12 protein-coding genes are annotated in these 13,033 nt (G+C 65.7%); 8 read left to right on the forward strand and 4 right to left on the reverse strand.

Annotated elements, in window-relative coordinates; all coding sequences use genetic code 11:
• The first annotated feature begins 270 nt into the window (after positions 1 to 270).
• On the forward strand, positions 271 to 900 hold the full coding sequence (locus tag AQ611_RS22080; protein WP_069236061.1) for a LysE family translocator: 630 nt from the start codon (positions 271 to 273) through the stop codon (positions 898 to 900).
• A gap of 97 nt (positions 901 to 997) precedes the next feature.
• On the opposite strand, the gene AQ611_RS22085 is transcribed toward AQ611_RS22080, so the two are convergent.
• Complete coding sequence (locus AQ611_RS22085) at positions 998 to 1,813, reverse strand: TetR/AcrR family transcriptional regulator (RefSeq protein ID WP_231936043.1); 816 nt, start codon at positions 1,811 to 1,813, stop codon at positions 998 to 1,000.
• 167 nt (positions 1,814 to 1,980) lie between these two features.
• Between AQ611_RS22085 and AQ611_RS22090 the strand changes: the two genes are divergently transcribed.
• The 3 genes from AQ611_RS22090 to AQ611_RS22100 are packed head-to-tail and all read left to right on the forward strand — an operon-like array spanning position 1,981 to position 4,527.
• The gene (locus AQ611_RS22090) at positions 1,981 to 3,210 is read left to right on the forward strand and encodes a Tm-1-like ATP-binding domain-containing protein (RefSeq protein WP_059520182.1); all 1,230 of its coding nucleotides are present in this window, start codon (positions 1,981 to 1,983) and stop codon (positions 3,208 to 3,210) included.
• A gap of 2 nt (positions 3,211 to 3,212) precedes the next feature.
• Positions 3,213 to 4,055 carry a phosphoenolpyruvate hydrolase family protein gene (locus AQ611_RS22095; protein WP_069236062.1) on the forward strand — a complete coding sequence of 281 codons (843 nt, stop codon included), beginning with the start codon at positions 3,213 to 3,215 and terminating at the stop codon, positions 4,053 to 4,055.
• A 31-nt stretch (positions 4,056 to 4,086) separates the two neighbouring features.
• Complete coding sequence (locus tag AQ611_RS22100) at positions 4,087 to 4,527, forward strand: SRPBCC family protein (protein WP_069236063.1); 441 nt, start codon at positions 4,087 to 4,089, stop codon at positions 4,525 to 4,527.
• Between the two features lie 192 nt (positions 4,528 to 4,719).
• Here the strand turns inward: AQ611_RS22100 and AQ611_RS22105 are convergent, their stop codons facing one another.
• The 3 genes from AQ611_RS22105 to AQ611_RS22115 all read right to left on the reverse strand — a co-directional run bounded on the left by AQ611_RS22105 (position 4,720) and on the right by AQ611_RS22115 (position 9,056).
• Positions 4,720 to 6,381, reverse strand: coding sequence for a S10 family peptidase (locus tag AQ611_RS22105; RefSeq protein ID WP_069236064.1), 1,662 nt, complete (start codon positions 6,379 to 6,381; stop codon positions 4,720 to 4,722).
• Positions 6,382 to 6,632: 251 nt separating this feature from the next.
• The gene (locus AQ611_RS22110) at positions 6,633 to 8,231 is read right to left on the reverse strand and encodes a S53 family peptidase (protein WP_069236065.1); all 1,599 of its coding nucleotides are present in this window, start codon (positions 8,229 to 8,231) and stop codon (positions 6,633 to 6,635) included.
• A gap of 198 nt (positions 8,232 to 8,429) precedes the next feature.
• Entirely contained in the window at positions 8,430 to 9,056 is a 627-nt protein-coding gene (locus AQ611_RS22115; RefSeq protein ID WP_069236066.1) for a LysE family translocator, read from the reverse strand.
• 133 nt (positions 9,057 to 9,189) lie between these two features.
• Between AQ611_RS22115 and AQ611_RS22120 the strand changes: the two genes are divergently transcribed.
• From AQ611_RS22120 to AQ611_RS22140, 4 genes are all read left to right on the forward strand, one after another.
• Positions 9,190 to 9,657, forward strand: a complete 468-nt coding sequence (locus tag AQ611_RS22120) for an Lrp/AsnC family transcriptional regulator (protein ID WP_059520176.1) — start codon at positions 9,190 to 9,192, stop codon at positions 9,655 to 9,657.
• A 303-nt stretch (positions 9,658 to 9,960) separates the two neighbouring features.
• Complete coding sequence (locus AQ611_RS22130) at positions 9,961 to 10,365, forward strand: SRPBCC family protein (protein ID WP_059520175.1); 405 nt, start codon at positions 9,961 to 9,963, stop codon at positions 10,363 to 10,365.
• Positions 10,366 to 10,452: 87 nt separating this feature from the next.
• On the forward strand, positions 10,453 to 12,042 hold the full coding sequence (locus AQ611_RS22135) for an inorganic phosphate transporter (protein WP_069236068.1): 1,590 nt from the start codon (positions 10,453 to 10,455) through the stop codon (positions 12,040 to 12,042).
• A 134-nt stretch (positions 12,043 to 12,176) separates the two neighbouring features.
• Positions 12,177 to 12,914: a 2OG-Fe(II) oxygenase gene (locus tag AQ611_RS22140; protein ID WP_069236465.1), complete on the forward strand. Its 738-nt coding sequence runs from the start codon at positions 12,177 to 12,179 to the stop codon at positions 12,912 to 12,914.
• The last annotated feature ends 119 nt before the right edge of the window (positions 12,915 to 13,033 follow it).

Below are 13,033 nucleotides of genomic sequence, written 5' to 3' on the forward strand. Positions count from 1 at the left end.
CGTGGGTCAGGCACGCTGGCCGCCTACAGCGAATCGCACATCACCGAGATACGCCGGCCGCAATATACTGTGCGCGGCAACCGTTCGAACAATCGTCGCGTAGCACGCACGCCCGGCGCACATGAACGCGCCTCGTTCGTCGAATTCGATACGAGGCGGCGACGGCGCAAATCATCCGGTCACGATACGGCTCGACATACCGCGAAACCGGATCGGCACATACGCGCGTCGCCACGGCGGCCCTCAGTCAGCGATACCTCGGAATTGCCCATGCAAATCGATTCGACCACCGTTCTCACGGTATTTCCACTGTATCTCGCGAGCGTAGTGATTCCCGGCCCGAATTTTGTCGCGGTCGCGCACAAGGCGGTGTCCGCGAGCCGGCGCGATGCGCTCGCGCTGGTCGGCGGCATCGTGCTCGTCAATCTGTTCTGGGCGTCCTGCGCGATTCTCGGCGTGGGCATCGTATTCGCCGCGTTTCCCTGGCTCGCGCTCGCGATCAAGATCGCGGGGGCCGCGTATCTGATCGGGTTCGGGCTGCGCCTGATCCGGCACGCCAAAGCAGCGGCGCTCAATCGCGACCCGGCTGCCGCGCGCATCGCCGGCGTCCGCTTCCGCGACGCGTTCGCGCAGGGCCTGATGACCAATCTGACGAATCCGAAATCGATCGCCTTCTATGCCGCTGTATTTGCGTCGGCCGTGCCTGCGCACGTCGGTTGGCCGACTTTCGCGGCAATGCTCGCGATGATCGCGTCGGTCTCCGCAAGCTGGTATGGCTTCGTGGCGCTTGCCCTGTCACAGGCCGACGTCTCGGCGGCCTACCGCCGCAGCCGCGCAGCCGTCGACCGGCTCTGCGGCGGCTTGATCGTCGCACTCGGCGTGCGGCAGTTGCTGCGCTGAGCGCCCGCGGCCCGCGCGATCGCCAGGCGCGCGCGATCGCGCATGACCGGTGCGGCGGGCGACGCGTGATGCATCGTGCCGCCGCCGGCGGCGCGGGTTATCCGTTATTACCCGCGTCGCTTGCGCTCGCGCCGCCGGCATTGCCGGAACGCTCTACGGCACCCGCGCCACCGGTGCCACCGGCATGGCGTGCGCTCGCGTCGTCCGCGCCCGTCACGTGCCCGGCTTCACCACCCGCGCCCGCGCTGCCCGCTCCGCCGGAATATGCACTGCTGCCCGCGCTGCCCGCCGCACCCGGCTGCCCCGATGCGCCAGCCGCTCCGGCCTCGGCCAGCGTCGCGCGCACGAGCGCGGCGCTCGTCCATTTGACGACGTCCATGAACTGCCGGAAATCGAGCCCCCAGAAGTCCTTCAGCACGACCATCGCCTCGGTGCCGTAAAGCAGCGACAACGATTGCGCAAGCCGCGCGGCGGCCGCCGGCTCGACACCCGCCTGCAGCACAGGCTCGACCGCGAGCGACAGCAGCCGCTTACGATTGCCGCGCCGGTACTTCGGCTCGTCCTGCGCGCGCCGCGCACGCTCGTTCGCCCACTGCTGCAACGCGACCTGCAACGCCGCGCGCAACGCGCCCTCGTGCTGGTCCATCCGCGGATAGGCGAAGTCGAGCAGTTCATGCACGCGCGTCTCGGCCGACGACGACGTCGGCTGCCATTGCAGCACCGGCCCGAGCACCTCGTCGACGACCGTACTGACCAGCGCCGCCTGTGACGGAAAATAGCGATAAGCCGTCGCACGCGACACGCCGGCGGCATTCGCCAGCTCGGTCACCGACGGAAACCAGCCCTGGTCGAGCATCGACATCGCGGTTTGCAACAGCAAATCGTGGGTTTGCGCACGGGCTTCGGATAGCATCTCTGACGCGGGCGCGGCCGGCATAGGCTCGGCCTCCGCAGACTCGGGTGTATTTGTCATAGTCACTTATCGACAACGGGTGAGACGGTTGTCTCATATGTGTTAAAGTTCTGCCTCATTGATTCGCGTTGGATCGTGCGACAGACGAACTTGGCGAAGGAGACCAGATGGTAACCCACCGTAAGCTGATCTACGTTGCGGCGACCGTTGACACAAAGGGCGCGGAAGCGCATTTCGTCAAATCGCGGATCGCCGAGGCCGGGCTGGCCGCGCAAGTGGTCGACCTGTCCACGCGCGGTTTGCCGGGGCTCGCGGCCGACGTCAGCGCCGAAACGCTCGCCGCGCACCATCCTGACGGCACGGCCGCCGTATTCTGCGGCGACCGCGGCAGGGCGATCGCGGCGATGGCCGTCGCGTTCGAGCGCTATATTGCAAGCCGCGATGACGTGGCCGCGCTGATCGGCATCGGCGGCTCGGGCGGCACGGCGCTCATCGCGCCGGCGTTGCAGGCGCTGCCGGTCGGCGTGCCGAAGCTGATGATCTCGACGATGGCCTCGGGCGACGTGTCGCAATACGTCGGCGCATCCGATATCGCGATGCTTTATTCGGTGACGGACGTCGCCGGGCTGAACCGGATCTCGCGGCAGGTGCTCGCGAACGGCGCGCACATGATCGCGGGCGCGGTGCGCGACTTGCAGCCGCCGTCGGCCGATCTGAAGCCCGCCGTCGGCCTGACGATGTTCGGCGTGACAACGCCGTGCATCCAAGCGGTGACGGCGCAACTCGACGCGCGCTTCGACTGCCTCGTATTCCACGCGACCGGCAGCGGGGGCCGCTCGATGGAGAAGCTCGCGGACAGCCGCCTGCTCGATGGCGTGCTCGATCTGACGACGACCGAAGTCTGCGATCTGCTGATGGGCGGCATCCTCGCATGCGGCGAAGATCGCTTCGACGCGATCGCGCGCAGCCAAGTGCCATATGTGGGCGCGTGCGGCGCGCTCGACATGGTGAACTTCGCGCGCATCGAAACCGTGCCGCCCCGCTATGCGGACCGCCTGCTGTACCGGCACAACCCGCAGATCACGCTGATGCGCACGACGCCCGACGAAAACCGCCGCATCGGCGAGTGGATCGGCACGAAGCTCAACGCATGCGACGGGCCGGTGCGCTTTCTGATCCCCGAGGGGGGAGTATCGGCGCTCGACGCGCCGGGCCAGCCGTTCTGGCACCCGGAGGCCGACGCCGCGCTGTTCGCCGCGCTCGAGGCAACCGTGAAGCAGACCGGGCAGCGCCGCCTGGTGCGCGTGCCCGCGCACATCAACGATCCGCTGTTCGCGGCGGCCGCCGTCGAGCATTTTCTGTCGATCTACCCAGCCACCGCCGCACACCGGAATTAACGATGAAGAAACTGACACGCGCCGAGATTCTCGACAAACTGCGAGCGGCGATCGCCCGCGGCGAGCCGATCATCGGCGGCGGCGCGGGGACGGGATTGTCCGCGAAATGCGAGGAAGCCGGCGGCATCGACCTGATTGTGATCTACAACTCGGGCCGCTACCGGATGGCCGGACGCGGCTCGCTCGCGGGGCTGCTCGCCTACGGCAACGCGAACGAGATCGTCGTCGACATGGCGCGCGAGGTGCTGCCCGTCGTGCGCTCGACGCCCGTGATCGCGGGCGTGAACGGCACCGATCCGTTCTGCAATTTCGACGCGTTTCTCGACGAGTTGGCCCGGCTCGGCTTCGCGGGCGTGCAGAACTTCCCGACCGTCGGGCTCATCGACGGCAATTTCCGCGCGAATCTCGAGGAAACCGGGATGGGCTACGCGCTCGAAGTCGACATGATCCGCCTCGCGCATCAGAAAGGGCTGCTGACGACGCCCTACGTGTTCAGCGAGGCCGATGCGATTGCGATGACCGAGGCAGGCGCCGATATCGTCGTCGCGCACATGGGCTTGACGACGGGCGGCAGCATCGGCGCGGCCACCGCGCGCACGCTCGCCGATTGCGCGCCGCTCGTGCGGCGCTGGGCGGACGCGGCGAAATCGGTACGCGACGACGTGATCGTGCTGTGCCACGGCGGCCCGATCGCGACGCCCGACGATGCCGCGTACATTCTGCGCGAGTGCCCGCAATGCCACGGTTTCTACGGCGCAAGCTCGATGGAGCGCCTGCCCGCCGAAACCGCGTTGACCGAGATGACCAAACGCTTCAAGCTGATCGACCGGCGCGCCAAATCATGACGCGCAACCGCTTACGAGGAGCTGACCGATCATGAGCCATACCGCTTTTGCCAGCAGTGTCATCGATGCGCCGATCGAGCGCGTCTGGGCATTTTTTCGCGATTTCAACGGATTGCAGTCGTTTCACCCGGCCGTCGTCGAGAGCCGGCTCGAACCGGGCCCCGACGCCTATACGGTGGGCGCGATCCGATATTTGACGCTGTCGAACGGCTATGTCCGCGAAAAGCTGTTGAAGCTCGACGAGCCGAATTACACGCTCGAGTATTCGATCCTCGACACATCGCTGCCGATGCGCAATTACGTCGCCGGCGTGCAGCTCGTGACGGTCACGGATTCCGGCAAGACCTTCGGGCAATGGTGGGCGGACTTCACGACCGAAGGCGCCGATCTGGCGGCGGTCGCGGCATCGGTCAGCCAGCATGTGTTCGCGGCGGGCTTTCACGCGCTCGCCGAGCGGCTGCGCGCGCAATGACGGCGCGCTGACGCATCGATGTACTGAATTCGGCGGCCGTTTTTCGGCCGTCAAAACGGCTTCTCAGGTTCTGGCAGAGTGGCCCTCGGATAAACGCCGGAACCTTTTTAGGCCGACCGTCTACGGTCGGCCTCTTTCTATGCCCGGCCCGCGCCGCTCACCGTGGCGCGGGCGTTCTTTTTTGCCATGCGCTCATGCACGGTCGCGCTTTTTCGCCTGCAGCGCGCGAATCCGCGCGACAGCACCCGTGTCTCGCACCGTGGAGTCGTACATCTGCGCGAGATCGTGCTTGAGCGCGGTGCGCGAGCCGCCGTCCAGATAAACCATGTGCCCTGACGGATAGAAGCGCGCCGACAGGTTCTGCCGTACTTTCGGATCGTCGAGCGGCATCTGCTGCAAATCGAGCACCGTCTGGTAGAACGGCGTGACGAAATCGTAGAAACCGTTCGCCGACAGCACCTTCAGATCGACATTGAGCGCCATTACCGCGGCAAGGTCGCCCGCCGTGTACAGAATCACATTGCCCTTGTCGTCCACGCCCTGTTGCGCGCCGGTCGGATCGATGTGGCCGAAGTCCCAGTACTTGAACGCCTGATCGTTCAGATCGGTGAACGACGAATTCGACGTGTACTTCAACTGCTCGTTCAGATACGTATTCCACATCGCCGTATAGACGCCCGAAACCGCCGTCATCGTCGGATCGTTGCCGCCGGAGTTCGGGTCGATCTTCCCCGCGATGCCGGTCTCGATCGCCGTCACGCGGCCGTCATAGGCGCCGAGCGCGAGGCCGCGCGGCTTGAGCAGCGTGGTCAGGAACAGCGAATTGCCGCGCGCATCGTAGCTCGCAATATCGAGGCTCCACGACAGCAGCGTCGTCGTATCGATGCCGGTATAGTCGGACAGCTTCTTGACGAGTGCCGCGTCGGTCTGGGGGAACTTGCGCAACGCGTCGAGATAGTCGGTGCGGGCGAACTGGGCAACCTCCTCGGCAAACGCGCCGAGATCGGCCGGCGTCGGCGCGACGCCAAGCCGCTTGTGATACCACGCGTCGGCCGCCGCGGTCGGCAGCACGCCGACCGGATTGCCCGCCTGCCGGTAGTCGAGAATCGACGATTGCAACGTGATTCCGTTCAAATCGACGCCATCCTCGTGCAGCTTGTACGCGAGTACGCAGCTCCGCGCGGTGCCATACGATTCGCCGAACAGGAATTTCGGCGAATTCCAGCGGTTGTTCTTCGTCAGATAGCGCTTGATGAATTGCTTCAGCGAGTTCGCATCCTGATCGACGCCCCAAAAATCGCGGTTCTTATAAGGGGCGACCGCCGCCGAATAGCCCGTGCCGACCGGATTGACGAACACCAGGTCGCTCTTGTCCAGCAGGCTGTCCGGATTGTCCTCCATCTGGTACGGCGCGGGCGGTGTGAAACCCGGCATCGACGTCCTGATGCGCCGCGGCGCAAACGAGCCGAGCAACACGAACACCGACGACGAGCCCGGCCCGCCGTTATAAAAAAACGTGACCGGCCGCTCCTCCTCCTTCGCGCCGTCCTGCGTGAATGCCACGTAAAAAAGCTTCGCGTTGGGCTGCGAGCTGCTCGGATCGACGGTCACCAGATGGCCGGCCGTCGCCGTATAAGCGATCGAACGCCCGCCTATCTTCGCGGTGTGGTGCGTGAGCGCGGCGGCCTCGGTGGTGTCCGTCACCGAGTCGTCGGGGCCGTTGCCATAGGCGAGCGGATCGAACAGCGGCTGGTCGCGGCCGGCCGACGCGGCAGCCCTCGACGCGAAAGCCGGCATGGATCTGTGCGGCTCATGATGCCCCGCTTCGTCGGAGGAAATCGAATCGATGCTCATCGTGCTTGCTCCTTCGGATTTCTATTAGGTGGTGCATGAACGAATCGTCAATCGTGCCAAACCGGTATTGCCTGCCGCCGCCCGTCCCGCCGGCACTGGCAAGACAAGCGGCGCCGCGGGCGCGCGCGGCGCCCGCCGCGGCCAGGCCGCTCAGCTTCGGCCCGGCTCTCCCATTCCGGCGGCCTCCGGCCGCCGTCGAACCATCTCGATATTCAATCGGGCTGCCAAACATGCGCATGGCGCGCCGTTCATCAGCTCGTTGCACTGCCCTTGAGGGCCGCCGCAACCTTCACGCCGTCCGGGCTGCCGAGCCCCGTGCACGCATCCCAGCCGGCCGAAGCCGCATACGCGCCGTTATTGCCGGTGGTGATATCGCGCAACGCGGCGGCATTGCGGTACAGCTTCGGGTTGATCCAGCCCGCCGCGCCCCCCGAGGCCGCGTTGATCCGCGCAATCAGCGCGGCCCATAGCGGCGCAACCGCGCTCGTTCCGCCGATCACCGTCGACGTGCCGTCGATCGACACCTCGTAGCCCGTCGTCGGCGACGCGTCGCCCGCAACGTCGGGCACGCCGCGCTTGGCGAGCGGTGTCGCGCTGCCGTCCTGCGCAAGCGTCGCGCTCAAGCCCTGTTGCCATTCGGGCAGGTCGAACACGCCGCTGACCCCGCCGCCCGTCGCGCCGCCGCCCGCCGCATCGTCGTTCCAAACGGTCTCGCCGGCGATGCCCTGCCCCGGCTGAGCGTCCAGATGCGTGCCGCCGCAAGCCAGCACATAAGGGCTCGACGCGGGAAAATCGACGTGGTTCGTCCCATCCTGCACGCCGTCGCTCGAACCGTTGTCGCCGGCCGCCGCGCACACGGTCACGCCGAGCGCCGCGGCCGACTGCAGCACGCGGTTGAACGCCTGTAGCGATTGCGACGTCCATGCGCTTTCCGGGCCGCCCCAGCTGATCGATACGATCGATGGCTTGTTGGCCGTGTCGTGCACGGCCTGATTGACCGCTTGAATGAAGCCCGCGTCGCTGTTCGGCGCGAAATAGATCGCAAGCGTCGCACCGGGCGCGATCGCCCCCGCCACTTCGATGTCGAGCGACACCTCGCCGTCCGGCCCGCTCGGCTCGCCCGTCGGCGCATTGCGGCCGCCGTTGACGCTCACGTCGACGAGCTTCGGCTGCGACGCGAGCCCCAGGCCCCGGAAATACCGTTGTATATCGGCCGCCCGGTAGCCGCCGCCGAGTTCGATGATCGCGATGCATTGGCCCGCGCCGTCGCCCGGAGGGAAATCGTAGAGCGTCGCGAGTTGCAGCGGCGTAAACGACGTCGCGGCGGCCGCGCGCGCGGGCTTGAAAGCCGGGGTCGGCCGCAGCCGGAAATGCGGCCGGGCTTGCGGGCGATTGTCCAGGCCGAGCACAGCGGTCACGTCATCGTGCAAATCGTCCGGCAGCGCGATGTCGCCGGTGCGTCCGCGATACTGGCCCGCGCTATGGTGCTCGAAGCGTTGCAGCTTCACGCCGAACGCCGCCTCGAACTGCGCAATCGTGCCGGCCAGCACGACGAGACTCTCGGCCGGATCGACCCGGACAACCGTGAGCTGATGCTTCTGCGCGAATATCTCAATTTTCCGGATAGCGTCTGGATGCGCGCTGAAGCGCTGCGCAAATGCCTCGCGCGACATGGGCTTCGCGTTCGGATCCCCGCTCGCCAGACCTTTTAGCAAAGCATCGAGATGCTGTTCTTCCTGTCGCCGCAACATCACCATCACCTGAATCGTCTCGGCCGGATCGCACGGGCCGACGCAGGTGGATTCGGAGACGATCGGGGGTTCGTTGCCTGCATGAAGGTGCCTTGCCATATTCGGATTCTCCAGAAGCCATAAACGGGGCTGCCTTCATCGGACCCCGGCAAGCACGCGCAGTTCCTCCGTGCGCAATGTCGGACGGCGCACAAACGCCGTGGGCAGGGCCATGCGACAGTACGGTATCCGAAGTGTAAAGCAGGCGCGACAGTCCTGCGCCGGGGCCAACCGCCTTATCCAGGCCGGCCGCGAAAGTCAGTCGATCGACAGCCTCAGTGCAAAGGCGAGCAGCACGGCCGAGAACGTCCAGCGCTGCGCGGTCTGCGCGAGCGGATGAGCGCGCAGCCACCGGGCGATGCGTGCCGCACCCGCCACGCATGCGAGATCGAAGCCGACGCCCGCGAGCACGAGCACGGCGCCGAGCACGGCCATCTGTGCCAGTGCCGGCGCGCCGTCCGGCTGGACGAATTGCGGCAGCAGCACCGAGCAGAACAGGAGCGCCTTCGGATTGAGCAGATTGGTGAGGAGTCCTTTGGCGAACGTCTGCCGCAGCGGCGACGCGGGCGGCCGCGCGCCGTCGTCGGTCAACGCGAACGCCGGCGAACGCACGATCTGCACGGCGACGTATCCGAGATACAGCGCGCCGCCGTAACGCACGGTCTCGTAGAGCCACGGCGCATGCTTGAGCAGCGCGGCAACGCCGCACGCGGACAGCGTCACGTGCACGGCGCGTGCGAGCCCGAGCCCCGCGGCGGCGGCCATGCCGTGCCGTGCGCCGCGGGCGATTCCCGTTTGCAGGACGAACGCCATATCAGGCCCGGGAACCGCATAGATGGCGACGACGGTTGCCAGATAAGCAGTCAACACGTGCGTGGAAATCATGGTCGAGCCCCAGTTTGGAAAAGGCTCCATGATGCTCTCGTTCGGAGAGGGCTTATTGGCTAATTTCCCAGGATTGCCCGCCAATTTTATTGGAATACACTATCAAAAACTTAATTTTTAGAGCAATCCACCAATGACGATTGATCTCGATAAAACCGACCGCGCCATCCTCTCCGCCGTGCAGATCGACGGCCGCATCCCGGTCGCGCGGCTCGCCGATTCGGTGGGACTGAGCGAAACGCCATGCGCGCGCCGCCTGAAGCGGCTCGAAAGCGACGGCTACATCGAACGCTATCGCGCGCAGCTGTCGCGCAACGCGCTCGGCTTCGGCGTCATCGCGTTCGTACTGCTGCGCTGCTCGGTTCACGACAAAAACATCGCGAATCACTTCGAGCGCGAGGTGCTCGGCATTCCGCGCATCCTGTCTTGCCATAACGTGTCGGGCTCCGCCGATTACCTGCTGCAAGTCGTCGCGCACGATCTCGACGATTACGGCACGTTCCTGCGCGAGACGCTGCGCGTGCTGCCGGGCGTCACGTCGATCGAGTCGGCGCTGTCGCTACGCGAAGTCAAGCGCGAGGCGGAATTGCCGATTCCCTGACCTGCCGTGCGCCCGTTCGCTCGCCCGGCACGCGCGCGACGCACAAAGGCCGCCCTGCCACGCGATCAGATGAGAACGTAGCTGCCGAACAAGCGAAGCAGCCGGACGCGCGCACTGCGGCCGCATGCATGCCCGCCGCCGCCGGGCTGACGGCCGGCTTGCGTTCGGGTTGCGTTCGACTTGCAATAGCCACGCAATACGCGACACGGCGGGCACGCCCGCCGCGCGACGACGGCTGCTCGCGGCACGCTTTGTGACGTTCCACTATGATGGGTGCCCGCTCCCACTCCGACGGACCTCACGATGACCGAAGCCGAACCGATCCGCGTCGACCAATTCGTTGCCCATTCGCCTACCCGGGTATGGGCGGCGCTCACCGAACCGGCAACCTTCGCGCGCTGGTGGGCTGCGGGCGACGTGAGCCCCGTCGTCGGCCATCGTTTCACGCTCGACATGGGTTCGTGGGGGCGACAGCATTGCGAGGTGACGGCGGTCGAGCCCGGACGCTTATTCGCGATCGTGTTCGCACAAAACGTGCTCGACACGACGATCTCGTGGCGCCTCGAGCCCGAGCGCGACGGCACACGCGTATTCCTCGAGCATGCCGGTTTCAATCTCGACACCCAGCCAGGCAAAACCGCCTATGAAGGCATGAAACGCGGCTGGCCGACCGTGCTCGCCCGCATCGAGCAGGCGATCACGACATGACGGGCGCTGTCATCGAATTGCCCAATTGTCATCAAACTGCCTGATCGGCGCCGCTAGCATCGAACGGTTTTCTCGTAGAGGACCGTTATGAACCGCCCCCTGTTCGCCCCCGCCACGGAAGAACGCACCGATCGCACCCGGCATCTGGGCCTCGCGCTGCTCGTGGCGCTGCTTGCAAGCGGCGCCGCTTACGTACTCGTCCATCTGCTCGCGGATCTCCCGCCTATCGGCGGGCATTCGCTCTTCCCGTATCTGCTGCTCGGCATCGCGCTTGCGATCGCGCTCGGCTTCGAGTTCGTCAACGGCTTCCACGACACCGCCAACGCGGTGGCGACCGTGATCTACACGCATTCGCTCACGCCGAACGTCGCGGTCATCTGGTCCGGCATCTGGAATTTTCTCGGCGTGATGGCCTCGACGGGCGCAGTCGCGTTCGGCATTCTGCAACTGCTGCCCGTCGAGTTGATTCTGCAGGTCGGCCACGGCGCGGGATTCGCGATGGTGTTCGCGCTGCTGATCGCGGCAATCGTATGGAATCTCGCGACCTGGTACTTCGGGTTGCCGTCGTCCAGCTCGCACACGCTGATCGGCTCGATCATCGGCGTCGGGCTCGCGAATCAATTGATGCACGGCGCGTCGGGCACGAGCGGCGTCGATTGGGCGCAGGCGATGGGCGTCGGCAAATCGCTGTTGTTCTCGCCGATCGTCGGTTTCCTGTGCGCGGGACTCCTGCTCGTCGTGCTCAAGGCGCTGGTGCGCGTGCCCGCGCTCTATAGCGAGCCTAAGAATAACGAGCCACCGCCGTTCTGGGTCCGCTGCCTGCTGATCCTGACCTGCACCGGCGTATCGTTCGCGCACGGCTCGAACGACGGCCAGAAAGGCATGGGGCTCATCATGCTGATCCTGATCGGCACGGTGCCCACTGCCTATGCGCTCAACAAGGCGGTCACGGCCGGTGAGTCGCAGACGTTCATCGCGGTCGCGCATCAAGCGTCGGCGACGCTCGCGCGTTATGCCGGCGACGCGCCGCCGTCGGCCGAGCCGCGTCGCGATGTCGAGGCCTACGTGCAGTCGCGCCGCCTCAACGCCGCCACGCTGCCGGCGGTTCGTCAGTTGTCCGATTCGCTCGCGCAAGAAGTCGGCGCGACCGGCTCGATCGCAGCGCTTCCCGGCGGAGAAGCGGACAACGTGCGCAACACGATGTACCTTGTGTCGGAAGCGCTGCGGCTGATGAAAAAGACGCAGCAACCGGTGTTCTCGCCGCAAGACGCACGTGCGCTCGATAACTACCGCGCACAACTCGATCACGCAACCAAGTTCATTCCGACCTGGGTCAAGGTTGCCGTGGCGATCGCGCTCGGCCTCGGCACGATGGTCGGCTGGCGACGCATCGTCGTGACAGTGGGCGAAAAGATCGGCAAACAGCATTTGACTTACGGGCAAGGCGCATCCGCCGAAGTCGTCGCCATGCTGACGATCGGTGCGGCCGACGCATACGGGCTGCCGGTGTCGACTACGCATGTGCTGTCGTCGGGCGTCGCCGGCACGATGGCCGCGAACGGCTCGGGGCTGCAATGGGCTACGGTGCGCAGCCTCATTCTGGCGTGGGTGCTGACGCTGCCTGCATCGATCGTGCTCGCGGGCGCCCTTTACTGGTGCTTTCATTCGCTTACCTGAGCGAATTACCGCGCAAGACTCGGAGCGCGCCGGCCCGCATGCATCGCTAGACTCGCTGCATCCTGATTCGATGATGCAGCGAGGAAACGCCGATGAACCCGATAGCCGCACCGCACGAGCCCACCGCTACACGCATGCACGGCCCGGCGCAAACGCCGGGCGCAGCAGCGCTCATACAGCGCATCGAGTCGCTCGCATGGCTGGCAATCGAACAGGATCTCGATCGGGACGGCCATGCGATCGTTCATCGGCTGCTCACACGCCGCGCATGCGAAGCGCTCGCCGCACTCTATGCACGCGATGCGCTGTTCCGCAGCACCGTGACGATGGCGCGCCACGGTTTCGGGCGCGGTGAATATCGATACTTCGACTATCCGCTGCCCCATGCGATCCACGCGCTGCGCACCGCGCTCTATGCGCATCTCGCGCCGATCGCGAATCGCTGGAACGCATCGATGCGCATCGATACACGCTTTCCGGCCGAGCATGCCGCGTTCGTCGCACGCTGCCATGCCGCGGGACAATTACGCCCGACGCCGCTGATCCTTCGTTATCGCGAAGGCGACTACAACTGCCTGCATCAGGATCTGTACGGCGAGCACGTGTTTGCGCTGCAAGCGACGATTCTGTTATCGCAGCCGGGCATCGATTTCACGGGCGGTGAATTCGTCATCACCGAACAGCGGCCCCACATGCAATCACGCGCCAACGTGGTCACGCTCGCCCAGGGCGATGCGGTCATCTTCGCCGTCCGTCATCGCCCCGCGCAAGGTACGCGCGGCCCATACCGGGCCCAATTACGGCATGGCGTAAGCCGGCTGCACAGCGGTCAGCGGCACGCGCTCGGCATTCTTTTTCACGACGCATGCTGAGCCTGCCGCCGGACAGGCACGCAATGCAAACACAGATGATTGCGCGCGCATCGAATGCGCGCCGCCATTTGTCAGAGCAATACACTCTGTTACAGACGGCCGCTGAATATGTTGGGCAC

Source organism: Burkholderia singularis (genome assembly GCF_001718875.1).
Taxonomy (GTDB): domain Bacteria; phylum Pseudomonadota; class Gammaproteobacteria; order Burkholderiales; family Burkholderiaceae; genus Burkholderia; species Burkholderia singularis.

What these genes read in the sequence shown, in the direction of transcription:
- AQ611_RS22080 (WP_069236061.1), top strand. Translation starts at nt 271, where the DNA reads ATGCAAATCGATTCGACCACCGTTCTCACGGTATTTCCACTGTATCTC.
- AQ611_RS22085 (WP_231936043.1), bottom strand. Translation starts at nt 1,813, where the DNA reads ATGCTATCCGAAGCCCGTGCGCAAACCCACGATTTGCTGTTGCAAACC.
- AQ611_RS22090 (WP_059520182.1), top strand. Translation starts at nt 1,981, where the DNA reads ATGGTAACCCACCGTAAGCTGATCTACGTTGCGGCGACCGTTGACACA.
- AQ611_RS22095 (WP_069236062.1), top strand. Translation starts at nt 3,213, where the DNA reads ATGAAGAAACTGACACGCGCCGAGATTCTCGACAAACTGCGAGCGGCG.
- AQ611_RS22100 (WP_069236063.1), top strand. Translation starts at nt 4,087, where the DNA reads ATGAGCCATACCGCTTTTGCCAGCAGTGTCATCGATGCGCCGATCGAG.
- AQ611_RS22105 (WP_069236064.1), bottom strand. Translation starts at nt 6,381, where the DNA reads ATGAGCATCGATTCGATTTCCTCCGACGAAGCGGGGCATCATGAGCCG.
- AQ611_RS22110 (WP_069236065.1), bottom strand. Translation starts at nt 8,231, where the DNA reads ATGGCAAGGCACCTTCATGCAGGCAACGAACCCCCGATCGTCTCCGAA.
- AQ611_RS22115 (WP_069236066.1), bottom strand. Translation starts at nt 9,056, where the DNA reads ATGATTTCCACGCACGTGTTGACTGCTTATCTGGCAACCGTCGTCGCC.
- AQ611_RS22120 (WP_059520176.1), top strand. Translation starts at nt 9,190, where the DNA reads ATGACGATTGATCTCGATAAAACCGACCGCGCCATCCTCTCCGCCGTG.
- AQ611_RS22130 (WP_059520175.1), top strand. Translation starts at nt 9,961, where the DNA reads ATGACCGAAGCCGAACCGATCCGCGTCGACCAATTCGTTGCCCATTCG.
- AQ611_RS22135 (WP_069236068.1), top strand. Translation starts at nt 10,453, where the DNA reads ATGAACCGCCCCCTGTTCGCCCCCGCCACGGAAGAACGCACCGATCGC.
- AQ611_RS22140 (WP_069236465.1), top strand. Translation starts at nt 12,177, where the DNA reads ATGCACGGCCCGGCGCAAACGCCGGGCGCAGCAGCGCTCATACAGCGC.